This window comes from Flavobacterium sandaracinum (assembly GCF_004349135.1).
GTDB lineage: Bacteria > Bacteroidota > Bacteroidia > Flavobacteriales > Flavobacteriaceae > Flavobacterium > Flavobacterium sandaracinum.
In genome coordinates, this window is record NZ_SMFN01000009.1 from 114,862 (window position 1) to 140,684 (window position 25,823).

Genomic DNA, 25,823 nt, shown 5'->3' on the forward strand with positions numbered 1-25,823 from the left:
AAAGAATGGCAAAAACAACAAAAACAGCCCCTTTAAATAAAAAAACAGATACTAAATCAGTAGATAAAACACCATTACAGTTGACCAAACAACACAAAATTGTTTTCGGCTCGCTGTTGGTTTTATTTTCTATTGCTTTATTGTTTGCCTTTGTGTCCTTTTTCATTTATGGACAACAAGATCAAAGCGCTGTTCAAGAATTATCAAATCGTTCAGAAACCGTTGAGAATTGGCTTGGAAAATTTGGCGCCTTCTTAGCTGATTTACTAATATACAAAGGTTTTGGAATTGCTGCCTTTATATTTGTAAGATTATTTTTCCTTTCGGGTATTTATTTAGTACTTGGAATTCCGGTTAGGAAATTAAAAAATATATGGTTTTGGGATTTATTCGTAATCATTGTTTTATCCGTTTTGTTTGGGTTCTTTGCTACTTCAGCACCAGAATTAGGTGGAACAATTGGATATGAACTAAATTTATTTCTACAAGATTACATTGGAAAACCAGGAACATTATTGCTTTTATTGTTTGGATTGATTGTCTACATCATATTTAAAATCAAACTTTCTCCTGAAAGTATTCAGTCCTTTTTTGATACTACCAAAAAAGAAATAAAAGCCGTTTCAAATCCTAATCCTTTTAATACTAAAAAAGGAGATTATAATTTAGAAGAATTTGCAGTTGTTGAGGAAGAAATTGATGATATCCATTTAAAAACCAATGGTTCACAATTCGAAATTAATAAAGAAGCGCTAAAACCTACCATCAGTAATTCATCTGATATTAATAGAGATCCTATTGCAAAGCCGCTTGCTATGGAAGTTACACCAATAGCAACTCCAGAAATAATTGCTAATCCCTTAGATACTTTTGTCATCGAAACAGCACCGGAAGAGGATATCATTGAGGAAAATTTGGCATCAAGATTAGTAGCTGATTTTGGATTATTTGATCCAACTTTGGATTTATCCAACTATAAATTCCCTACAATTGATTTATTAAAAGAATATTCAACTGGTGGAATTACGATCAACCAAGAAGAATTAGAAGAAAATAAAAACCGAATTGTAGATACGCTTCGCAATTACAAAATAGAAATCGCACAAATAAAAGCGACCGTTGGACCATCGGTAACTTTATATGAAATTGTTCCAGAAGCAGGAATTCGAATTTCTAAAATCAAGAGTTTAGAGGATGATATTGCCTTATCGCTGTCGGCATTGGGTATTCGTATCATTGCGCCTATTCCAGGAAAAGGAACGATAGGAATTGAGGTTCCTAACAAAAATCCAACAATGGTTTCCATGAAGAGCGTTATTGGCTCTGCCAAATTCCAAGAAGCTGAAATGGAATTACCTATTGCTCTTGGAAAAACAATTTCGAATGAAACATTTGTGGTGGATTTAGCTAAAATGCCTCACTTATTGATGGCTGGTGCTACGGGACAAGGAAAATCTGTTGGTTTAAACGCCGTTTTGACTTCGCTTTTGTACAAAAAACATCCCGCGGAAGTAAAGTTTGTTTTGGTTGATCCTAAAAAAGTTGAGTTGACACTTTTCAATAAAATTGAAAGACATTATTTAGCTAAACTTCCGGATATGGATGACGCTATTATCACCGATAATGCAAAAGTAGTGAATACTTTGAATTCGCTTTGTGTGGAAATGGACAACCGTTATTCATTATTGAAAGATGCGATGGTGCGTAATATCAAAGAATACAACGATAAATTTAAAGCTAGAAAATTGAATCCTGAAAACGGACACCGCTTTTTGCCTTATATTGTTCTGGTAGTCGATGAGTTTGCGGATTTGATAATGACTGCTGGTAAAGAAGTAGAAGTTCCTATTGCACGTTTAGCCCAATTAGCTCGAGCCATTGGAATTCACTTAATTATAGCAACACAGAGACCATCAGTAAATGTGATTACTGGTTTAATAAAAGCCAATTTTCCTGCTCGAATAGCATTTAGAGTAACCTCAAAAATTGACTCCAGAACTATTCTGGACACACAAGGTGCTGATCAGTTAATAGGACGAGGTGATATGCTTTACACAAACGGAAATGATGTAGTCCGCGTACAATGCGCCTTTATAGATACACCAGAAGTAGAAAAGATAACGGAATTCATTGGTTCCCAAAAAGCGTATGCGACCGCTTATTTACTTCCAGAATTCGTTGGAGAGGAAAGTGGCATTAATCTTGATGTGAATATATCCGATAGAGACACTTTGTTTAGAGAAGCCGCAGAAATCATTGTAAACGCACAACAAGGATCGGCTTCCTTGCTACAAAGAAAACTTAAATTAGGCTATAACAGAGCGGGTCGATTAATCGATCAATTAGAAGCTGCTGGAATTGTTGGCCCTTTTGAAGGAAGCAAGGCAAGAAGTGTAAACATTCTGGACATGAGTTCTCTTGATCAATTTTTCAACAATGAACAAAACAATTAATACAATGAAATCAAAAATTCAAGAATCTAAACAAAATTGTAAACAAACTATGGGCAAAAGACTCCTTTTAACGATGGCTTTATTCCTTTTTTGTTTTACAATTCAAGCACAAGATAAAAAAGCTAAAGACCTTTTAGATCAAGTTACGGCTAAAGTTAAAAGCTATACTAATATAACTATTGATTTTAAATATTCTTTGAACAATACAAAAGAGAATATCAATCAAGATAGCAAAGGAAATGTTACTATGAAAGGCAATCAGTATGTACTGAATTTCATGGGGGTTACTAAAATTTTTGATGGAAAAAAAACATACACAATCGTTCCGGAAGATGAAGAAATAACCATTTCTACTGTTAATGAAAAAGATGATAATGCCATCACGCCTTCTAAAATGCTTACTTTTTTCAATTCTGGTTATAAGTACAACATGGATATTTTGCAAAATGTAAAAGGACGAAAAATTCAATATATAAAATTGGTTCCTATAAACACCAAAGACCAAAGAAAAGAGGTATTACTGGGTATCGATGTGCAAACAAAACACATTTATAATTTGATTGAAGTGGGTAAGAAAGGAACAAAGACAACATTAACGGTTAATTCTTTTAAAACCAACCAACCTTTGTCAAAAAATCAATTTACATTTGCGGGGAGTAAATATCCAAATTACTACATCAACAAATTAGATTAATGCGCTAGGTGAAAATTCTTGACAAATACTTACTAAAAACCTTCTTGACTACATTTACTACGGTATTTGTAATCCTATTTTTTATATTCATACTTCAAACCGTTTGGTTATTTATATCCGAATTGGCCGGGAAAGATTTAGATCTATTAATGATCATTAAATTCCTGGCTTTTTCTATGCCTCGAATCGTACCCTTAGTTTTACCGCTTTCGATACTTTTATCTTCCATAATGACTTTTGGAAATTTAGCGGAGAATTATGAATTTGCGGCGATGAAATCTTCTGGAATTTCGCTTCAACGAGCCATGAGAAGTTTAACTGTATTTATTGTTTTATTGAGTATCGTGGCTTTCTTCTTTTCGAATAATGTAATTCCGTATGCCGAATACAAGTTTATCAATTTCAGAAAAAACATTGCCCAAGTTAAACCGGCATTAGCTATAGCCGAAGGACAGTTTAGTGATGTGGGATTTTACAACATCAAAGTCAATAAAAAAAGCGGTCCAGAAGGCAATACACTTACCGGAATTACCATTCACAAAAAATCAAAGATTGGTGACGGAAGCAAAACGGTGATAAAAGCAAAAGACGGAGAATTAATCAGTAGTAAAGAATCTAGTATTCTACAATTAGTACTTAATAGTGGCTATTATTACGAGGATATAGTTCCAAAAAAATACGAGGAACGCAACAAAATGCCTTTTGCAAAAAGCTCTTTTAAAAAGCAAATCATTAATATCGATTTATCAGAACTGAATAAAGTAGACGTAAATGACGAATCGGTTGCTAATACCAATACGATGCTTACGGTTAATGAACTGAATTACACATTGGATTCGTTGAAGAAAAATATGAAAACTGATATCATTTCGTTTACAGAAAACAGCAATAGCAGAATATCATTCCCTTCGAAAAAACAGCTCATCGCATCTACAAAAAGCAAACCACTTCCCAATAATATCTTGTCTTTATATACCAATCAACAAAAATCAGATATTTTAAAGATAGCGAGTAGCAATGTAGCAAGTACATCCTACTCGATTGATACTTCTGAAACTGATTTATTTAATAAACAAAAAAATATAAATAGACATTTACTAGCTTATTACGACAAATTTGTAATCGTATTTGCTTGTTTTTTAATGTTTTTTATAGGTGCCCCTTTAGGCGCTATCATTAGAAAAGGAGGTTTAGGTCTTCCTATTGTTTTTGCCGTTTTAATATTCATAACCTTTCATTTTATAAATACTTTTGGAAAAAGAATTGCTCAAGAAAACGGAATGACTCCCTTTATGGGTGCTTGGCTATCTTCAATTATTTTGACGCCATTAGCAATTTTATTGACCTACAGAGCTACAAACGATATTGGATTAATAAACATGGATGTCATTTTGGCTCCCTTTCAAAAAGTACTTAAAAAAATATTACCATCACGAAACTAATACCCACAATGGACTTAAATAAAATAGAACTCAATACAATTGAAGAAGCAATAGAAGCTATTCGTCAAGGAAAAATTATAATCGTTGTTGATGATGAAGATCGAGAAAACGAAGGTGATTTTTTGGCTGCAGCCGAAAAGGTGACTCCAGAAATGATAAATTTCATGGCCACGCACGGTCGAGGACTAATATGTGCTCCTCTGACAGAAAGCCGTTGCAAAGAATTGGGATTACATGTTATGGTAACTAATAATACGGATCCAATGGAAACTGCTTTCACGGTTTCAGTAGATTTAAGAGGAAACGGCGTAACAACAGGGATATCTGCAGCGGATAGAGCAAAAACGGTTTTAGCATTGGTCAATCCAGAAACTAAACCGCATGATTTAGCACGACCAGGTCATATTTTTCCCCTTATTGCTAAACAAGGTGGTGTACTAAGAAGAACAGGTCATACCGAAGCCGCAATTGATTTTGCAAGATTAGCTGGGTTTAAATCAGCTGGGGTTATTGTAGAAATAATGAATGAGGATGGAACCATGGCGCGACTTCCGCAGTTAGTAGCAGTGGCAAAAAAATTCGATTTAAAATTAGTTTCAATCGAAGCGCTAGTTGCCTACCGAATGCAACATGATAGTTTGATAATCAAAAAGGACGATTTTGATATTGAGACTCGTTTTGGTACTTTTAGACTACGAGCATACCAACAAACAACTAACAAACAAATTCATATTGCTTTAACCAAAGGAACTTGGAATTTAGGAGAATCCATTTTGACAAGAATTAATTCCTCACAAGTAAATAATGATTTATTAGGCACATTGACCAACAATGCTGACCAACAATTGGACGATATGTTCCGCGTAATTAATGAAGAAGGGAAAGGCGCTGTAATTTTCATCAATCAGGACATGCAATCCGTAAACTTATTGAATCGTATCGCTGAACTCAAATTATTGCAAAGTGAAGGTGTAATGAAAGCGCCAAAAATAATCATCGATAGTAAAGATTTTGGTATTGGAGCACAAATACTGCATGATATTGACATCTCAAAAATTAGATTAGTGTCCAATACTGAAGGAACAAAACGTGTCGGAATGATTGGATATGGGTTAGAAATAACCGAATATGTGAAGTATTAAAGTTTTTTATATTTTTTTTAAAAATTATTTTAGGGCTAAAGTATAGAAAATGAAACGGTTAAAAATGAGTCTAAAAAATAGATGCTTTTTTTCTAAAAATAGATTTGTATAACCAAAAAAGGTTCTTATATTTGCACTCGCAATCAGGTAATGAAAGCGACATACTGGAGAAATGGCAGAGCGGTCGAATGCGGCAGTCTTGAAAACTGTTGACTGTAACAGGTCCGGGGGTTCGAATCCCTCTTTCTCCGCCAGTAGAAATACAAATTGAACTAAAACCCTTTAAATCGTATGATTTAAAGGGTTTTTTCTTTTAACTACCCTTCAAAATATTCATTAATGCGTGTTCCTAAAGGGATAAATTCGGGTACCCGAAAACTCAAAACATTTGGGTAACCGAATTTGTATCTCAGGCTAGAATACACAAGGCTTTTGAGCATATTTAACAACATGTTCATAAAATGAATAGCTACCTGTTTAATCACCTGTTCACTATTCAAACATCTTGTGTTGAAGTCTTTTTAGAATTAAATTTAAGTTTAACTAAAAGGTTACCGCAATGAAAACAAAAGTATCTATTCTCTTTTACGCAAAGAGAGCAAAAGCCAGTGTAAACGGTTTAGTACCTATATACACGAGAATTACCATCAATGGTAAAAGAATTGAATTGAGCACAAACAGATTTGTAGAAATCTCAAAATGGTCTACCGAGGCAGGAAAAATGAAAGGTGGTTCCAATGAAGCTCGTTCAATCAATAGTCATCTTGATATGCTAAAAATCAAAATAATTGATGTACAAATGGAACTACTCCATAAAAATAGCATCATAACAACCGAAACACTTAAAAGCAGACTATTAGGCACCCAAGAACGTCCTAGAACCCTCATCCCTATCTTTCAGGACCACAATAATAAAATCAAAGAATTAGTAGGTAAAGAATACGCGCCTGGAACATTAGAGCGTTATAGAACTTCATTAAAGCATACGGTGGAGTTCCTGCAGTGGAAGTACAAAGTTACTGATATAGAAATTGCTAAAATCGACCATGCGTTTATCACAGAATATGAGTTCTATTTGAGAAGCGTTCGCAATTGCGCTAATAATACTGCAGTGAAGTACCTCAAGAACTTCAATAAAATCATTAAGATTTGTTTGGCCAATCATTGGATAGATAGAAATCCGTTCGCCAATTATAAATCAAAAGTCAAAGAAGTGGAACGCGTATACTTATCCCAAGAAGAAATCCAAAACATTATCGATAAGGACTTCAAAACTGAAAGACTGACACTGGTGCGAGATATATTCCTTTTCAGCTGCTTTACCGGTTTGGCCTACATCGATGTCAAAAACCTAACAAAGTCACATATTAGCATCGGTATTGATGGCGAGAAATGGATATTTACCCACCGCCAGAAAACAGAATCAGCGTCTAAAATTCCGATTCTGCCTCTTACACAAATGATCATCGATAAATACGAAGATCATCCGGAATGCATCAATCAAAATAAGCTGCTTCCCATTTTAAGCAATCAAAAAATGAATGCCTATCTCAAAGAAATAGCAGGAGTTTGCGAGATCGAAAAGGAACTCACCTTCCACATTGCCCGGCATACCTTTGCAACAACAGTAACACTTACCAATGGTGTCCCTATTGAGAGCGTTAGCAAAATGCTTGGCCACAAAAACTTACGAACTACGCAGCATTACGCTAAAGTATTGGATAAAAAAGTAAGTGAGGATATGAAAATACTTCGTGATAAATTTAACGGCGTAGCTTTCCTTTGTGAAAAAAAAATAAACTAGCTGTAAGTCATTAACAATAAACAAGATAGACAATAGTTACTTTTATATTTGCTTTCGGGTTAACTATTAAACTAATTTAGGGAAATTTATTACTAAAACTAAATTTCAATTAACCAAACCTAAACTATTTTATGATTACATTCATCCGTACATTGCTATGTGAACTCGAAAAAGAATTACATGCCATATCATTTGATTATGACAACCCGATAAGCATGAGTGATAAGTCTATCGAAACTATTGTAAAGTATTTAAAAACTCTTAAAGACTACATTTTAGATAATGAATTTCAGTCCATAGAAGATGAAATTCATTTTTTCAAAAATATCAAACCCAAATTCTCTTCTAAATTAATTTATTTCAACAAAGTTAGAAAACTCGAATCATACAAGCCTTTGGGGAGTAGAAAAATACAAAGGGATTATTTGGACAATGAGTTGAATAAGCTTAATATCTATTTTAGTGAAAATACAGAGTTTTATAATTATTACAGATTAGGGGGGCATTCCTTTGACAGTAAGGTTTTTATTCGAAACAGCGTAGAAATCGATTATAATCTTGATATTTTTTATCATGAATTAGACCATCGTTTTTCAACAACCCACGATTTCAAAGTGGCAATGATTTTGGCAAATGAAATATTTCAACGATACATTGAAAATAAAATCAGTAGTTTATCCAATAGTAAATCCGTAATAATTAAAGATCCTTTGGAAAACAAAGTTTTTAAATGGACTGCAAGTAAAACAGATCTGATTGAGTTAATTTATGCATTGCACACACAAAAAGTATTTAATGATGGAAAAGCCGATCTAACTGAGATATCAAAATGTTTCGAGAAATTATTCGATATTGAATTAGGTGATATTTACAGAGCGTGCAATGAAATTAAAAATCGAAAAATAAAGAAAACTAAATTCATTGATATGCTAGGCGAAAACCTCAACAAACGCTTCGATGAGAGAGAATATAAATAATATCTTTTAGTTCATTTTGAATAAAAAAACACCCAAGGTACACCCAACTTGGGTGTTTTATAGTTTCAACTTCACTTCATTTGCGTCATAACTAATTATAAAACAATTGTATGACACCTGAAAACCCAACCCTATTCAGCCATCAACTTATTACTAAAGGCGACTTAGTAGAATTCAAAAACACACTTATTTCTGAACTCAAAGAAATAATAAGCCAGAATCCGGAACCCAAAAAATGGCTCAAATCAGCCGAAGTGAAAGAGCTGCTAAAAATTTCTAACGGCACACTTCAAAATCTTCGCATCAACGGTACACTAGACTATACCAAAGTAGGAAGCATCATCTATTACAAATACGATGACTTGAAAAAATTACTAGAGAAGTAAAATGAAAACCGACAATACGAACTGCAATGGCTCTTGCGAATTGAAAATCATCGAGCTCCAATAAAATAAAATTATGCGAGATAAGTCTGCGATTGCTTATCCAATAAATCTCAGACACAAAATAAATTGTAAAACTCAAAAAATGAATTACATCAAGCACTTGACAGGTTTTTTCAACAGCATTGCCAGAGAGAAAACACTTAATCCTACACACATTAGCTTATACATTACCATTTTTCAATGTTGGAATATCAACCGCTTTAAAAATCCTTTTACAATCACCAGGGATGAAATCATGCGTGGTAGCAATATTGCATCTACAGCCACCTATCACAAATGCATCAAAGATTTACAACGTTTGGGGTACTTAGAATACAAGCCCTCTTTCAACCCATACACCGGGACATTAATAACCATTCAAAACTTGCAAGACAACACCAAGCCAAAAAATGATGATGTTGTAGCAAGCTCGTCAAATAGTAAACAAGATACCACACTAGCCTATTCAAAAAACAAACAGTTAAGTAACCGTACCTCATCAAAAAATGAACAAGGTAGTGAACAAGCTACTAAACAGGTTATTGATCAGCCCTATATAGAGTATAATAAAACAATTAAAAACATAACAAACAATATAAACATAGAGAGAGAACCCGAGGTTGATTTTTTAAATAATTCTCTTTTTTTAGAACAACAAAAAAAAGTACAATTTTCAAAGGAAGTTCAAGAGCAATTAAAAACTCAAAATGATTCAGAAAAAGAAAAAAGTTGCGCCAAAAAAGAAAAGGCACCACTAGTCAAACAAGACGATCCAATTGTGGACCAGGAGGACATCCCTTCTTTAGAACTAGTGAAAAACTATTTTACGTTTCAAGAAAATACGGAATTTGAGGCAGAGCGATTTTTTAATTACTACAGCAGCAACGGATGGCTAATAGGCGGAAAATCTAAAATGAAAGACTGGAAAGCAGCAGCGCGCAATTGGATTTTGAACACGTCTAAATTTGCAAGTAAATCGAGTCCAAACGGAACAGCAAACAGAGATTCAAGAGCAAATATCCTTCACGCTACAACCGAAAAAGAGTATGACGAACCACTGTAACGACAACTTGTTACTACTTTCATAGACCACTCACCATTCACTCAAAAAAAACCGTATGACCATACAATACAACTATCCAGAAATACTATCCTGGTTGGAAAAAAAAGGAAAAAAAGACTTTGGAGAAAAATTCTATTTTCACGAGCAAGACATTCCCAACATCACGAAAATGGTATCCTATTTCCTTGAAGATGAAACTACCACCGCAGCATCGGGTATCGATCTCACAAAAGGAATATTACTCAGCGGACCAATTGGCTGCGGGAAAACTACATTAATGTCCTTGATGCGATACGTTCCGCAACATCCTAAAAAGTTTTTTATCAAAACATGCCGGGACATTAGTTTTGAATTCATAAATGACGGTTATGAAGTAATTCATCGCTACAGCTTTGGCCACAAAACGCATGCCGAGCACAAAAACTATTGTTTCGATGATTTAGGCACCGAAAAGAACCTCAAATACTTCGGAAACGAATGCAATGTTATGGCAGAGATAATTCTCTCCAGATACGACATTTTTATATCAAAGAAAATCTACACGCACATGACCACTAACCTATCCGCCTCCGAAATAGAAAATGCCTATGGCAACAGGGTCCGCTCCCGCATGCGCAACATGCTCAATCTAATTGCTTTTGATAAAAACGCTAAAGACAAAAGGTAATAGTAGACCATCGTCACGCTGTCAACTCGAGCGAAGTAGAAAGCTTAACGTCATTTCTATTAATTTTTTATCCAATTTAATTCGACAAAAAATGCATCGAGAATGACACCTAAATAAAAAAGTTCATAAATAACCTTTGCGAACCTTGCGCCTACTTTGCGCCCTTTGCGGTTAAATAAAAAAACATTAATAACTAAAAAAAGTTGATAAAAAACCTTTGCGAGCCTTGCGCCTACTTTGCGCCCTTTGCGGTTAAAAAAACATTAATAACTAAAAAAAGTTAATAAAAAACCTTTGCGAGCCTTGCGCCCTTTGCGGTTAAAAAAACATTAATAACTAAAAAAAGTTAATAAAAAACCTTTGCGAACCTTGCGCTTCCCTTGCGCCCTTTGCGGTTAAAAAAAAACATCTCATGAAAAAAATCAACACCTTCTGGAACTGGTTCCAAAACAACAATCAAAGAATCAAAAATAGTTGCAATGAATCCCCCGAACAACAAAAAGAAATTCTATTTTGGTTAGGCAAAAACCTCAGCTACTACTGCAGAGAATTAGATTTTATAATCATCTTCCCTAAAAGCATAGCAACTCCATTCGAATTCATAATCACAGCCAATGGAAACAAGGAATATTTCCAACAACTAATTGAATTAGTCGATAAAGCTCCACAACTTCGAACATGGAAATTCACTGCCTTCCTGATACCAACTGAGCAAATCAATACAGTTATTGAAGAACTAGAAAAACCATACATAATTCGCGAAAACACTTTAAAAGCAAAAAATCTGAATTTTGTAGCATTAGATCATGACCATGAAACACAGAAATATGAAATCCGGATTTATCTAAAAAACTACAATTTGCTTTGTAATACAAAAACACTCTCCCAAGTCATTTACATAATTTTACAAAACCAATTGACACAAGAGTCATTCTCCCAAAATAGTAGTTTTGTCCAACTAGCACAGCTTCCAGATTTAGCGCAAAACGGGATTAAACTGCAGGAATTACAGTTTTACCTTGATTCATTTAAAATAGTTTGAATATCACTAAAAGTGGGTATTGGAAATGAAGAAAAATAGGTGCTATTTTTCTTTTTATGAATCAAATTGCAGCAAACTGAATCATTTTATATGAAAAACGGATTAAATATTTTCCACAAATGAGGAAAACCGTAAAGTATAATTTTTTATTGGTGGTAGGTTTGGAGAAATAAATTGTGAATAGGTTAATAATATTCTAATTATAAAATAATATCAATTAAAAAATATCCTGTTAAAATTTGTTTAAAAAATCTTACGTACTGCAATGAGCTTGCAGTCCTTTTTTCTAAAATTGCTAAAATATGGACATAAGGATTATAAAAAGATTACACGAGTTTGTAATAACGGAACGGACAGGTACTCCTAAGGAGCTTGCTGCAAAGTTAGGAGTTTCAGAAAGAAGTGTTTACAATTACATTTCTTATATGAAAAACGAAATGAATGCCCCAATAACTTATGATAATCAAAAAGGAAATTATTTTTATAAAAGAGAATGTGAGCTAAGTTTTGAAGGTTAAAGATAGGTTTGCAAAAAAAAATTAAATAAAAAAACTCAGTTATGTTCAAAAATACTTTTTCATTTGATGGCAGAATTAGAAGACTAGAATATGGTTTTAGTTTGATAGCTTTCTATACAGTTTACTCTTTAGTTTTGATTTTCACAAATGAATATCGATTACTTAGCATATTGATAATACCACTATTTTGGTTATTATGGGCACAAGGTGCTAAAAGATGTCATGATATGGGAAATAATGGCTGGTGGCAAATAATTCCGTTTTATTTATTATGGATGCTTTTTGATGAGGGTCAAAAAAATTCTAATGAATATGGCGAAAATCCAAAAGCAAAAGCCAAATTACAATTTGCTACATCTAGTCCCCAAGTAACAGATGTAGTAATAACAAGAGTAAAACATGATAATTTTCCTTTAATTGATGACGCTACTAATTTGGAAGTTATAAATGTCAACTACAGTAACTTACAGGAAATACTAAGGCAATTACGAAGTTTAGATTTCGTGAAAAGTTTAAAATATGAAGTCCGTGATTCTACATCTAGTATAACTGTGAAGCACGATAATACTACTCAGTATCTTTTGGATGAATTTATGAAAATAGCTGATGGAATTAATGTACTTGAAGTTACTCAAGGTAATATAATTATTAAAATTAAATAACTACTATGCATAAAATTCTCTTTCCCCTAACCTTATTCTTTTGTCTTCTTTTTACAAGTTGCGGAAGTGATTATAGTACTTTTGAAGATAATGCTCAAGAATACTCAAAAAGTGATTCCAAAATAACGTCCTTAGAAATTAATAATTTAATTGCAGAAATTAAACTATTTGAAACGGATAGAAAATTCAAAAAGTTTTTTACTAATGCTAGTTTTGATAAAGTCAAGCTAATCAAATTTTTAGAAAAAAAAGGTTATAAAATAGAAGATAAAAGTCCGTCTGGCCCACCAAAAAATTATTTTGTAAATATATATATCGAAAACTCGGGTAGTATGAATGGATATGTGAATGGGAATACCCAATTCAAAGGTGCTATTCGTGATTTATTAGTCATGTTGAAGTACTATTACGGTGAAAAAAATATAAATATCGATTTTATTAATTCTACCATTTACCCAACCCAAATACATGGAGATATAGTTACATTTTCAAAATCCTTAAACACAAAGACTTTTAAAATTGGTAACACGTATGATAGTAATCTCAATAACATCTTCAATCAGATATTGAATAAAACAGCTAAAGACACAATATCAATTTTACTATCTGATTGTATTTACTCAATTCAAGGAAGTAAGACTGAAGATTTATTAAGTGATCAAAAAAGCCTGACGAAAGATGCCTTTTTAACCAAATTCAAAAGCAAAGAAAGGCTAGCGACTTCAATTGTTAAACTAACCTCTGAATTTAATGGGACTTATTATGATAAAGAAAATAAAAAAACGCAACTGTCCGGTCAACTAAGGCCCTATTACATTACCATAATGGCCACTGATATAGCAATGAATAACTTTAATGAAAACATCAAATTGGTTAAGGGAAAAGTGGAGGGATTTGAGAATAAATACAATTTAACTTTAAACAATTATTCGCAAGGTATTTATTTTTCCGTTATCAATACGAACGAATATTCTGGCAGATTCAAACCCGACAAAGATTTTTCAGGCGATGGTTCTATAAAAGGAATTGAGGATGTAAAAATTAATGACAGAAATTCCTCTAGCTTAATTTTCACAGTTGCTGTAGACATGAGCTCTATTCCAGTTGAATATAGTTACATAGAAGATTATAGAAATTATTCCATTAAAAATGCTAATTATAAAATTAAAGGAATACATCCTTTTACTGAGAAAAACATACAACCAAATTCACTTAACATGCTTGCTAAAGCAAGTGCGAATCCAACGCATTACATTGTTTTTGAATCTACAGCACCCAATTTTACTAATCTGACTTTTACGTTAAAAAAACAGATTCCTTCATGGGTGTATGAAACAAACACCAATGACGATAGTAACCTAACTCAAAACAGCAACAAGACATTTGGCATAAAGTATCTAATTGAAGGAATCAATGAAGCGTACGAAACCGAATCCAAAAATAATGACTATTTCGAATTAACAATAAATATTAAAAAATAACTTTATGAATGACTTTTTCGCAATTTTATATGAAGGAACTTTTCTGGGAGACCTATTTTATTTGGATGGATTCTCTAATGATATGTTCGAAGCTAATGCATACATGAGCATTGGGCTCACAATGCTACTAAGTTCTGCGTTTTTAGAATTTATCTATTACTATTTCATTTCAAACTATAGTGGTTTTTATAAAAAACGATTCTGGTTGATCTGGATACTGGTCATCGGAATAATAAACTTTGGTGCAGCTTACTACCAAAGTACTATAGCTATTGAAGACTTTTATTCGACATCAACAGAGGGAAGCCCCTATTCCTTTACGGAATATTTCACTTTTTCGATGGTAAATGCGATATGGGCAATAATTTTTTCTTTTCTTTTTTCAATAGTACTCAAATTTAAAAGTGTTAAAGCAAGTAAAACACCTTTCTAAAAAATAAAATCATGGCTAAACTATATGTATTTGGAATTGGTGGTACCGGTTCAAGAGTAATTAAATCCCTTGCAATGCTTTTAGCATCAGGAGTAGACATTAATAGATTTGAAGTTGTTCCTATTATTATTGATCCTGACGAGGCTAATGGAGATGTTACTCGTACTATCGAAATTCTAAAAAATTATCAGCAGATCCATGGTAAACTAAGTTTTACTGATGCTGATCAAAATCAGTTTTTTAAAACAAAAATATCTAATGTGAATCAAAATTTCAGATTAGTTTTAAATGATATTAAAAACGACCGTTTTAAAGACTATATCCAGTACAGTGGTTTGGATGAAAATAATAAAGCTTTAATCAACTTATTATTTTCAGAAGATAATTTAAATGCGGATATGGAAGTAGGTTTTAAAGGAAACCCTAATATTGGAAGTGTCGTTTTAAATCAATTCAAACAATCCGATGATTTTAAAAATTTCGCATCTACTTTTAGTCAGGAAGACCGCATTTTTATTATTAGTTCGATCTTTGGGGGAACTGGAGCTGCTGGCTTCCCACTATTAGTAAAAAACATACGTAATGCCGATCACAATTTATCAACTTGGAAATACCTTCAAGATGCTCCTATTGGAGCCGTGACTATGCTACCCTATTTTGGTGTTGCCCCTGATGACGAAAGTAAGATTGATAAGTCTACTTTTATCTCAAAAACAAAAGCAGCATTATCCTATTATGAAAAAAATATTAGTGGTAATAATTCTGTAAATGCACTCTATTATTTAGGAGATGATATAACCAAAGATTATCCAAATGTGGAAGGGGCGGCAAATCAAAAAAATGATGCGCATTTCCTTGAAATGGCTGCTGCACTCTCAATAATAGATTTTGCAAAAAAAGATGCTACCGAATTAGTTACTATAGATGGTACAGCTGAAAACCCTATTTATCAAGAATTTGGTATTAAATCAAATTCCAATTCTTTAATATTTGAGAACCTTGGAGATTCTACGCAACTACAGTTAAAAAAACCATTAACTCAATACACTAAATTTTTAGTGTATTTAAGAGACAAAATTGGTACAAGCATAGATCAAAATTGGGCAAAAAACATAAATATTTCCAACCTATTAACACAACCATTTTACAGTAATTATTTAAAAAAATTCAATCAGAACTATTTAGAATGGCTAAATGAGATGGCCTTCAATCAACGCAGTTTTTCTCCACTAAATCTAGATGTTAATGATTCTAATCTATTTGAAATGGTTAAAGGTGTAAAACCAAATATCGGTTGGATGGAATCTGGCGGTAAGAATTATGGTCGATATGATTATTTACTCTCTAAACACGACAAAGAAATAATAAAGACAAGTACCCAAGAACAGCAGTTTATGGATCTTTTTTACAACACAACTGAATCTTTAGTAAAAGAAAAATATAAATTCTAATAAAATGGCAAAAGTATTTCGTTTCCATGATGGTAGTAATAATATAGAGGACTGGCAAACTTCAACGGCTTATGGTAAAAATGCCATTGAAGCAATAAAAGATCCTAATGGTTCTTCTGCAAATAAAGAAATAACCTCCATACCAAGTCCATTTGCGAGAATGGATCTGGTAAAAACGGCATTTGAAAACTTGGTTAATTTAAATCAGGTGGATGGTAAAACTATTTTTCATAAAATGGTTTCAGACTGTTTAGATGTTGGAGAAATATTTTTTAATAGTGATAAATTAAAAGAAAAAATAAATATTGTAATTTGGGACAAAGCCAATGATTTAAATAAGCTATTACATTCTTCTAATCCCAAACACAAACTATTAGGAGAAACTTTAAAATTGTACTTGGAGCAAGATGCCAAAGCCTATAATTTTGACAAAATTCAAAGACTATACCTCCTTAATTACAAGAAAGGAAACAATGAATTAAACATAATTGGAGGGACTTCTCCAGCAACATTATTTTTCACCTCTGCGAATAAACTGGATATTGATATTCAATTTGGTACTGACATTGTTTTTGATAATCATTATCAGCCACTATATAAAAGGGATTTTAATTTCCAAAAATTTATTTTTGGGATCCGTAAATTCATGCCTAATTTCAATCCTCTTTTTAAAGGAGTAGATGATTATTTAGAAATGAATTATAAAATGCTTTCTCATGAGCAAAGAACTATTTTAAATAATTATACTGAAGATAACTTTAATACCGAATTTGAAAAACTAACAATTGGAAGTGATGGTATTGTTGAAATTTTAGATTTCCCTCTTCGTAAAAAAACAGAAAGTTCGATTGATATTCAAAATAATAGTGGGTTTGTCATAGATTCTGAAAAATGTAAAGAGGCTAGTAAACCATTGGTATTACCTATTGACGATTTTTCAGATAAAATAGTCTATACGACTGCAATTTGGGATAAAAACAATAGAGCAAATATATCAGATGACAGACCTTTAAAAGAAAGAACGTTACCCTATGATGATTCAATATATCCCTATCTAACCATTAGTGATTTCTTAGAACCTTATATAATTCGAACTATTTATCCCATAGATAATGAGAACTTCTTCAATGGTAATTTTTCAGTAAACTCGGGAGAAATTTCTAAAGGCTTTTTATTACCCATAAAAAAGGAATATTTTGATTATTTCAATGTGGAAGACTTACAAGGAGTTACTTCTGACGGAAAAAAAATAATTAAAATCAAACAATCTTCGACTGGTGGAGTAAATGTGACACTTCGTATTCCTATCAAAAACAGAAAATACGTAACCTACGAAAGAACGTATTATCCACCAATGAATGATTATCAGATTACAGAGCCTGACTTGACTAGAAATAAGGGGGCTATTATTGAAAACCAATTCGGATTAACGCTGTTTCCATTTTTAAAATTAGAAGAGGATACACAAAATTTTTATAGGATCGCTTTTATGGATAGAGATATCCTAGAGCATAATAAAAATAATAAATACAGTCTTGATTTTTTTAAAAATAATGATAATTCGAAAGTTATTGAAAAAGCAGTAAAACAAAGAAGTGAGAAGTCAATCGATCGCATCTCATCAGAATATTATGTTTTAGAGGAAGGCTTCGACTATATTGTTGTAAAAAACAATTGGGCAAATGGAGTAGTCATGCCGCTTTTTAAAAAAATATCTCAAGGAACTGCTGATTTTACCTTTGCTGTTGACTTTGGTACTACAAATACGCACATAGAGTATCGTAAAGATAATGGAGAGCCGAAGCCATTTGAAATCACACAAAATGACCTACAATCAGCCTCCTTATATAATCTTAAAAATCCAGAAACCATTAAATCAATTAATGCTGTGAGAGCGAATAAATTATTTGATTTGATAATTCAGGAATTTAAGCCAGGGGAATTAAATAAAAAGTCAGAGTTTAGTTTTCCGCAAAGAACGATTATAAATTCAAAAAAGAATTTAGATTTAAATAGAGATACCTATGCCTTATCTGATTTTAATATTCCTTTTGATTATGAAAAATATCCTATTCTCCCAAATGCATATATCAGAACAAATCTAAAATGGTCTGATTATACAACTGATCCAAATGAAATTAAAGTAATTGATGCTTATTTTGAGAACCTGTTGTTTTTAATCAGAAATAAAGTGTTGTTAAATGGAGGGGACTTAAATAAAACCAAATTAATTTGGCTATACCCTTCTAGTATGTCTACCTATAGAATAAGATTGCTAGAAAGTAAATGGAATGAATTATTTAAAAAATATATAAATAAATCAATACCTCCAGAGAAAATCTCGGAGTCTATTGCACCATTCTACTATTACAATACTCATTTAGGAGTAAATGCATTAGCTAATCCTGTGGTATCAATTGATATTGGTGGTGGTACAACAGATGTTGTGGTCTATACCAATAATAATTCCGAATTATTAACGTCTTTCCGTTTTGCGGCTAATGCTGTTTTTGGTGATGCTTTCGGTCGTTCCTCCAAAATAAATGGATTTATTCTAAAATACTTGGATCGAATGCGAAGTTTATTAGAATCAAATAACCAACCAGATTTATCAGGCGTATTAGAAGAACTTAAAAACGAAGGCAAGTCAGAAGATATGATTGCTTTTTTCTTTTCTATTGAAAAAAATAAAAAAATAAAAGACAGCAATATTCCTATATCATTTAGTAACGATTTGAAATTTAATGAAGATTTCAAAATTGTGTTCCTTCTTTTTTATACCTCTATTATCTATCATATTGCAAAATTGATGAAAGCAAAGGCATTGAATTCTCCTCGTTACATCACATTTAGTGGTACAGGATCTAAAATCATTAATATAGCCGATGGAAGTGACAAATTAAGTGGATTGACTGAGTTAACGCAAATTATTTTTAAAGATATTTTTGGTGAGGACACCAACACAAAAATTGATTTGAAACAGGATGGAAATCCTAAGGAAATTAGTTGCAAAGGGGCATTGATGATAACAAATAATCAAAATAAAAACATTGAAATACTGAAAACAGTTTTACTGGGTACTCAAGAAGATGTTTTAATTCCGACAGTGCCAAAGTCATATAACGATATTAATGCATCAGTAGAAAATGGAGTTGTTGCTGAATACAATGATTTTATTGATTGGTTCTTTTCATTGAATAAGAAAATTAGTTTTAAAAATAATTTCGGAATCAATCAAACCCATTTAAATGCTTATAAAGAATCTTTAAAAGAAAATGCTTTAGATAATTTAAAAATAGGACTACAGGAAAAGAAAAATGAACTAAAAGGAGATTTAGACGAAAATATAGATGAAACATTATTTTTCTACCCATTAATTGGTGGAATAAATCACCTAGCGTATAATATCCATACAGAACTTAACAGCCAAGAAGCATGAAAAATTATTTAATTGTAATAGCATTACTCCTTTTTTTCCAATTCAATTTTGCTCAAGAGAGTAATTCCCTAGAATATATAAAAGCTGTGGATTATGTTACCTGTATTTGTATCAATGATGCTTTACCCACTGGTCAAACATTTAATTGTCAAACAGAAACACTTTCTAAAGCAACTATTTCTGATTCAAAAACTCTTGCATTGTTTGAAGAGTTTCAAACTTTAAAAACACAGCGAAATATAACTGATTATTTAAATTTTTTATCTGAAGAAATATTTTCAGATAGGGTGAAATTTAAAAAAATTCATGACTTTGCTGAAAAAAGAAAAGGAGCAAAACTCGATAAAATAAAGGCCGATATTAAAGAATATATTAGAAGCAGTACAACTTCAGAAAATAAAGAAAGTAATAGCTCTGAATCATCAAAAATTACATCAGATGAAATAAACAGCACGGTAAATAATGGTGAGACTGAAACTGATCAAGTCGGTATTAAACAACCAAAATTAAATTCTGAAAATCAATTTAATATTTGGATAGCAATGTTATTTGTTCTAATCTGCACAATTGCAATTCTGTTAATTAGAATCTATATTCTTTTAAATAAAAATGTCAAAAATTTAAATGCTAGAATTGATAGGAGAACAAAAACGGAAGAATTACCAAACATCCGAAGTCATTATAACTCGCAAAATTTAAATGAGAATTCAAGAATTGAAAAATTAGAACGAAATATAAAAAATTTAGAATTTACTATCTCAAAACTCAGTTCTCCAACAATTTATAAGGAGGAAAAAAGTCCAGAAGTACTCTTCGAAGTTCCAAAAGCATACATCCCGCAAAGCATTGTTTTCTATATGGCCACGCCTAATAAGGAGGACGGTAGCTTTGACATTAGTAGCCAAACAGAAACCTTTAAACCAACACAATCCTTATACAAATTTACTGTAGATAACTCAAATTCGTCAAAAGCAAAATTTGAATTTTTCTCAGATGAAGCAGGAATCAGGGATAGTATTGATTCTCCTCAGACCTATATAGATCCTGTATGCGAACCTCAAAACGCACGAAACCCAAATGCAAAAAAAATAATAACAACTTCTCCAGGAACTGCCGAGAAAAGAAACGACAAATGGGTTATAATAACTAATGCAAAAATTAAATACGAATAGATATGCATGATATACTAATAGGAGGTCTAATTGCAATTATTGTAATAGCACAAATCTACGTGGCTATTACCACTTCAAAAAAAATATCGCTTTTTAAAGCTGTAGTACCAGCGGCTAATAATTTTGAAACAGTAAAAGTTTTTGTTCAGGAAGCTGATATAAAAACGGTGACTGTGGAATACATTTTTAACAATGTTAAAAAATTTAGTGATCCTAATTTGCTAGCAGAACCATCCTCAAAAAAAACTAAAAAGAAAGTCACAGTTAATGAAAAAATCGATGAAAAGTTGCATTCAGTTACAGTTTTGAATGAATTTCCCAATTTAAACCTTTTCGATGAAGCTGTCGATGATAAAGAAATGATTTGGATTACAAAGGGGAATTTAGAAAAAAAAATACTTTTGAAAAGCTTATCTAATTATATCACGATTGGTTGGGTTCCATTGACTGACTACAACAGCAATTCTAAAACTTAAAAAACCGCACAATAATATGGAATCAAAATATATTGAAATTACGCTTATAAAATCCAAGGGAGGATCTAATGCAGTATTCGATAAAGTACTCAGTTCAGTTAACACCTATTTACTAAGAAATAAAGGAGCGGTTAGCGATTTTAATTTAATTAAAGATGTAGTTGAGCGTAATACTGATGCAATTGATGAAGAGATAAATACATTATTACCAATACCTTTATATTTAGGATTAATGGGAACTATGTTAGGAATCGTTATTGGCCTTTTTGCCATGCCTAGTATCAGTGATGCCAATTTTGAAAAAGCTATTGATATCCTAATTGGCGGGGTGAAGATAGCCATGATTGCGAGTTTTACGGGACTATTATTAACCGTTTTGCTTTCAGGTTGGAGGTATAAAGGGGCGAAAACTGAGGCTGAAGGACTTAAAAATGATTTCTTTACATGGATACAAACACATCTTTTGCCAGTTTTATCACAAAATATTTCCTCAAGTATCTACTCGCTGCAAGCTAATTTGCTTAAATTCAATGATACTTTTGAAACTAACATTCATAATTTTAATGGTCTAATGAACCGCATATTAGATTCTTTTGAAGGTCAAACAACCTTAATGAATGACCTAAAAGAGGTTGACGTTGCTCAATTAGCAAAATTAAATGTAAATGTGCTACAGGAACTTAGAACGAGTACGAAAGAATTTGAAAAATTCAACACCTACCTCCACCAAGTTAACTCTTTTGTTGACAATGCTCAAAAGCTAAATTTCAGTATTAACAATCAATTAGAACGTACCCACTCTATGGAAAAAATTGCTGATTCTATAGGTACAAATATTGATATGAATAAAGAAATAATCGATATTCTGCAATCGGAATTAAGAGAAGTGAGTAGTAGGAAGCAAATGGTTTCTGATGCAGTTATTGATGTTGATAATGTTTTAAGTAATAGTTTAGAACAATTAAAAATACATATTGACACTCAAATAAAAGCGATAACGGATATAACTATTAAAGAAGAAGATCTATTAGAAAAACTTTTAAAAGAAGATAGAGGCAATTTAAATGAATTAAAAAAATTAGGAGAATTAAAAATAAGCATGACTAATATGGAACAAGAAGCAAGGTTTCAAAATAATAAATTAGACTCGCTCAATACTTCAATTGATAAATTATCCGAAGCGATTTTGAATCAAAACCAGCAAACAGGGTTTGAAATTCCAAATCTTATTAAGTATGCTGGATATGTTTTTGTATCCTCTGGCGCACTAATCGGTGTTGTATTTAGTGCGTGGAAAATTTTTGAATTTATTTTTAAATAATTATGTCAAAAAAAACAAATTTTTTCTGGGCAAGTTACGCTGATTTAATGACTAGTCTCTTTTTTATCATGTTAGTGCTATTTGTGCTTGCCGTATCAATGATGAAAAAAAAGGCAATAGCAAATGAAAGAGAATTAGATAAAATCAAAGAAATTCAGAATTCTGTAAAGGAATTAGACGCAAAGTATTTTTCATACCAAGATGAATACAAGAGATTTACTTTAAAAGAACAAATTCAATTTGATCCTGCCAAAAGTGATATTAAGGAAAAATACAAAAAGTACCTATTAGATGTTGGTGAAAATATTGAAGCTCTAATTACAAGATTACAAACACAATATAAAAAAAATGACATCAAGTATATGATTATTATTGAGGGTATGGCATCAAATGATTTATATAAAGATAACGATGGCTTAAGTTATAGAAGAGCATTATCACTTTTGAAGCTGTGGGAGAATAACAACATTAAATTTGATTCCAATTTCTGTGAACTTCAGGTAGCTGGAAGCGGTACAAGAGGTGTTGGTCGTTATACGGGAAAGTCTGAAAGAAAAAATCAACAATTTTTAATACAAATAATTCCAAAAATAGGTAAAATTGACAATTAAGACAATTAAAATAGCGTACGGCATAGCAGCAATTGCTTTTTCAATGTTATTGACAGACTGTACAAGGTGCTCTAGATCTGGCAGAAACAATACAAGAGATGCAAAGACTAGATACAACTCCGTCTCCGGTTCAACTAGACATGGCAAGACGATGGTTACAATGTCAGAAGAAAATGGAATTTATAAAATACCTGTTGAGATAAACGGTAGTAATATGAATTTTATCTTTGATACTGGAGCTTCAGATATTACAATATCGGCCACAGAAGCAATGTTTTTATATAAACAAGGTACATTGCAAGACGACGATATTTTAGGGCAACAACAATACCAGATAGCAGACGGCAGTATTTCAGAGGGAACGATCATAAATTTAAGAACAGTAAAAATCGGAAACAAAACCCTGGAGAATGTTAGAGCTTCTGTAGTCCATAACAATCAAGCTCCTTTACTTTTTGGTCAATCAGCACTAGCTCAATTTGGAAAAGTCTCAATAGATTACAAAAGAAATGAAATCACTTTTGAAGAACAATAGAAAAAAAATTGTGCTTTTTTCAATTTGTCTTTCAATTATTTCCATTGCACTATCAGGACAGACTAAAGTTGTTTCTTGGAATATAGAGAATATAGGCAAATCAAAATCAGATCAAGAAATTGCATTCATTGCTAATACAGTAAGAGATTTTGATATTATTGCAATCCAAGAAGTTGTTGCTGGTTATGGAGGCGCACAAGCTGTGGCAAGACTCGCTGACGAACTCAACAGGAAGGGCGCTAAGTGGGATTACGTTATTAGTGAGCCCACGAGTAGTGCCGCCTATACAATGGAGCGATATGCCTATATCTGGAAAACATCAAAAGTAAAAAAAATAGGACGAGCTTGGCTAGAAAAAAAATATAACGTAGTGATAGATAGAGAACCTTTTTTATGTACGTTTAAATACAAAAACAAAGAATTCACATTAGTGAACTTTCACGCAATTCCCAAAACCAAACAACCAGAGACAGAAATAAAATATTTTAAATTTTTACCTGTTGCATATCCTACATTAAATCTAATTTTTGTTGGCGATTTCAATTGTCCTCAATCACATACGGTATTCAATCCCTTGAAAAAAATGGGATATACCTCAGTGTTCCTAAATCAAAAAACAACCTTGAAAAGAGAATGTAAATACAGTCAATGTTTAGCCTCTGAATTGGACAATATGTTTTATAATTCTACAAGCGTTACAGTTAAAAATTATGGAGTAGTTCCATTTTATCAAAAATTCAATTCTTTAAAAGAAGCACGAGCCATTTCTGATCATATTCCAATTTGGGCAGAATTTGTGTTGAATTAGAATGAAAGCTAAATTAATATAATACTGTGAATAGGTTTCAAAATAAACATTACATTTTAGCATATAAATTAATTAGACAAAAATATGGAATCGCAATTTAAAGTACGGAAAAAGAACAGTTTTAAAGTAATAAAAAGGATTATACTATTGTCAGTTATTGTAGGATCTCTTATTCTATCAATTCCGTTGTTTGTGAAATACTCGGTTCGTAATAAAATATTCTCTAACGTGAATAATGTTGATGATAGAGAGTTCGCAATTGTTCTTGGTGCTGGAATTAAATCTAATGGAACACCGGGAAGCTATTTAACTCAAAGGTTAAATGCGGCTTTGGAATTATACTTTTCTGGAAAAGTAAAAAGAATATTATTAACTGGCGACAATAGTAACAAACATTATGATGAAATTTCAGTGATGAATAATTATTTAGTAAAAAAAGGAGTTCCGCAAAATTTGATTTTTGCAGACTATGCTGGTTTTGACACCTATTCATCAATGGAAAGAGCTGCTGAAATATTTGCTATTAAAGAAGCAATAGTAATCTCTCAAGGCTATCATTTACCCAGATCCGTTTATATCGCTCAGTACAAAGGAATAGATGCTATTGGATTTACAACAAATTCAAGCTACGGAAAAAGAAGGTACTTTGTACGTGAATGGGCAGCTACTATCAAATCTTTTGTTGATTGCATATACAATCGTAGAGCAAAATTTTACGGAAAGAAAGTAAAAACAAACGGAAAGTCTAACGTTAGACAGGAACAACTATAAGGATCTAAAAGGAAAATAGATCTGTCATGATTTCTCAACTGCTATTTATAAATGGTAATACAAAGTTTGTAATTATTGCTTTTTGGGCTTCTAGAATAATAATTCTACAATATCATGATTGGAAATATTTAAATAGTTGGATGTACTAATTTAGCTGGGAGTTTGAGTTAAGAGAAAAAACCTTAATTTTAACTTATGACAAGAGAAAGAAAAATTTATGACGCAGCGTTTAAAATAAAAGCTGTAGAATTGAGTAATGAACGATCTAACCTTACTGAATTAGCCAGAGAATTAGGTATCCGTGTTAGTATGCTGTATAAATGGCGTAAAGATTACGATAAATTTGGATCTGGTAGTTTTCCTGGTAATGGAATTTTAAAACAAACCGCAGAACAAAAATTGATTAGCGAATTAGAGGCAAAATTAAAAGAAGCTG

24 protein-coding genes and 1 tRNA gene are annotated in these 25,823 nt (G+C 32.1%); all 25 read left to right on the forward strand.

Features of this window, described 5'->3' with window-relative positions; genetic code table 11:
* Window positions 1–5 precede the first annotated feature (5 nt).
* Window positions 6–2,453, forward strand: a complete 2,448-nt coding sequence (locus E0F91_RS09450; RefSeq protein ID WP_132066245.1) for a DNA translocase FtsK — start codon at window positions 6–8, stop codon at window positions 2,451–2,453.
* Between the two features lie 49 nt (window positions 2,454–2,502).
* Window positions 2,503–3,147, forward strand: coding sequence for an outer membrane lipoprotein periplasmic chaperone LolA1 (gene lolA1, locus E0F91_RS09455; RefSeq protein ID WP_243698872.1), 645 nt, complete (start codon window positions 2,503–2,505; stop codon window positions 3,145–3,147).
* 8 nt (window positions 3,148–3,155) lie between these two features.
* Window positions 3,156–4,589 (forward strand): LptF/LptG family permease, encoded by a 1,434-nt coding sequence (locus E0F91_RS09460; protein WP_132066249.1) that lies wholly within the window; start codon window positions 3,156–3,158, stop codon window positions 4,587–4,589.
* 8 nt (window positions 4,590–4,597) lie between these two features.
* The gene (gene ribB, locus E0F91_RS09465; RefSeq protein ID WP_132066251.1) at window positions 4,598–5,731 is read left to right on the forward strand and encodes a 3,4-dihydroxy-2-butanone-4-phosphate synthase; all 1,134 of its coding nucleotides are present in this window, start codon (window positions 4,598–4,600) and stop codon (window positions 5,729–5,731) included.
* A gap of 166 nt (window positions 5,732–5,897) precedes the next feature.
* A tRNA-Ser gene (locus E0F91_RS09470) sits at window positions 5,898–5,985 on the forward strand.
* A 305-nt stretch (window positions 5,986–6,290) separates the two neighbouring features.
* Complete coding sequence (locus tag E0F91_RS09475) at window positions 6,291–7,535, forward strand: site-specific integrase (RefSeq protein WP_132066253.1); 1,245 nt, start codon at window positions 6,291–6,293, stop codon at window positions 7,533–7,535.
* Window positions 7,536–7,666: 131 nt separating this feature from the next.
* Window positions 7,667–8,512, forward strand: coding sequence for an RteC domain-containing protein (locus E0F91_RS09480; RefSeq protein ID WP_132066255.1), 846 nt, complete (start codon window positions 7,667–7,669; stop codon window positions 8,510–8,512).
* A 110-nt stretch (window positions 8,513–8,622) separates the two neighbouring features.
* Window positions 8,623–8,898: a helix-turn-helix domain-containing protein gene (locus E0F91_RS09485; protein WP_132066257.1), complete on the forward strand. Its 276-nt coding sequence runs from the start codon at window positions 8,623–8,625 to the stop codon at window positions 8,896–8,898.
* A 142-nt stretch (window positions 8,899–9,040) separates the two neighbouring features.
* Window positions 9,041–10,000 (forward strand): transcriptional regulator, encoded by a 960-nt coding sequence (locus E0F91_RS09490; RefSeq protein ID WP_132066259.1) that lies wholly within the window; start codon window positions 9,041–9,043, stop codon window positions 9,998–10,000.
* A 55-nt stretch (window positions 10,001–10,055) separates the two neighbouring features.
* Window positions 10,056–10,667, forward strand: a complete 612-nt coding sequence (locus E0F91_RS09495) for a P-loop NTPase family protein (protein WP_132066261.1) — start codon at window positions 10,056–10,058, stop codon at window positions 10,665–10,667.
* 412 nt (window positions 10,668–11,079) lie between these two features.
* Window positions 11,080–11,709 carry a hypothetical protein gene (locus tag E0F91_RS09500; RefSeq protein ID WP_132066263.1) on the forward strand — a complete coding sequence of 210 codons (630 nt, stop codon included), beginning with the start codon at window positions 11,080–11,082 and terminating at the stop codon, window positions 11,707–11,709.
* 302 nt (window positions 11,710–12,011) lie between these two features.
* On the forward strand, window positions 12,012–12,227 hold the full coding sequence (locus tag E0F91_RS09505; protein WP_132066265.1) for an HTH domain-containing protein: 216 nt from the start codon (window positions 12,012–12,014) through the stop codon (window positions 12,225–12,227).
* A gap of 41 nt (window positions 12,228–12,268) precedes the next feature.
* Entirely contained in the window at window positions 12,269–12,889 is a 621-nt protein-coding gene (locus E0F91_RS09510; protein ID WP_132066267.1) for a DUF805 domain-containing protein, read from the forward strand.
* Between the two features lie 5 nt (window positions 12,890–12,894).
* Complete coding sequence (locus E0F91_RS09515) at window positions 12,895–14,370, forward strand: hypothetical protein (RefSeq protein ID WP_132066269.1); 1,476 nt, start codon at window positions 12,895–12,897, stop codon at window positions 14,368–14,370.
* A gap of 4 nt (window positions 14,371–14,374) precedes the next feature.
* The gene (locus tag E0F91_RS09520; protein WP_132066271.1) at window positions 14,375–14,803 is read left to right on the forward strand and encodes a hypothetical protein; all 429 of its coding nucleotides are present in this window, start codon (window positions 14,375–14,377) and stop codon (window positions 14,801–14,803) included.
* 11 nt (window positions 14,804–14,814) lie between these two features.
* Window positions 14,815–16,254: a hypothetical protein gene (locus E0F91_RS09525; protein ID WP_207919042.1), complete on the forward strand. Its 1,440-nt coding sequence runs from the start codon at window positions 14,815–14,817 to the stop codon at window positions 16,252–16,254.
* Between the two features lie 4 nt (window positions 16,255–16,258).
* Complete coding sequence (locus tag E0F91_RS09530) at window positions 16,259–19,693, forward strand: acetate and sugar kinases/Hsc70/actin family protein (protein WP_132066275.1); 3,435 nt, start codon at window positions 16,259–16,261, stop codon at window positions 19,691–19,693.
* Entirely contained in the window at window positions 19,690–20,865 is a 1,176-nt protein-coding gene (locus E0F91_RS09535; protein ID WP_132066277.1) for a hypothetical protein, read from the forward strand. The genes E0F91_RS09530 and E0F91_RS09535 overlap by 4 nt, the downstream gene beginning before the upstream one ends.
* A 2-nt stretch (window positions 20,866–20,867) precedes the next feature.
* Window positions 20,868–21,341, forward strand: coding sequence for a hypothetical protein (locus E0F91_RS09540; protein ID WP_132066279.1), 474 nt, complete (start codon window positions 20,868–20,870; stop codon window positions 21,339–21,341).
* Between the two features lie 16 nt (window positions 21,342–21,357).
* Window positions 21,358–22,662 carry a hypothetical protein gene (locus E0F91_RS09545; RefSeq protein WP_132066281.1) on the forward strand — a complete coding sequence of 435 codons (1,305 nt, stop codon included), beginning with the start codon at window positions 21,358–21,360 and terminating at the stop codon, window positions 22,660–22,662.
* Window positions 22,663–22,664: 2 nt separating this feature from the next.
* Window positions 22,665–23,273 (forward strand): OmpA family protein, encoded by a 609-nt coding sequence (locus E0F91_RS09550; RefSeq protein WP_132066283.1) that lies wholly within the window; start codon window positions 22,665–22,667, stop codon window positions 23,271–23,273.
* Window positions 23,274–23,433: 160 nt separating this feature from the next.
* Window positions 23,434–23,808: a retropepsin-like aspartic protease family protein gene (locus tag E0F91_RS09555; RefSeq protein ID WP_207919043.1), complete on the forward strand. Its 375-nt coding sequence runs from the start codon at window positions 23,434–23,436 to the stop codon at window positions 23,806–23,808.
* The gene (locus E0F91_RS09560; RefSeq protein ID WP_132066285.1) at window positions 23,783–24,616 is read left to right on the forward strand and encodes an endonuclease/exonuclease/phosphatase family protein; all 834 of its coding nucleotides are present in this window, start codon (window positions 23,783–23,785) and stop codon (window positions 24,614–24,616) included. Before E0F91_RS09555 ends, E0F91_RS09560 begins: the two co-directional genes overlap by 26 nt.
* A gap of 84 nt (window positions 24,617–24,700) precedes the next feature.
* Complete coding sequence (locus E0F91_RS09565; RefSeq protein ID WP_132066287.1) at window positions 24,701–25,387, forward strand: SanA/YdcF family protein; 687 nt, start codon at window positions 24,701–24,703, stop codon at window positions 25,385–25,387.
* 195 nt (window positions 25,388–25,582) lie between these two features.
* Window positions 25,583–25,823: transposase (locus tag E0F91_RS09570; RefSeq protein WP_132066289.1), on the forward strand; the 241-nt coding region annotated here is incomplete at its 3' end.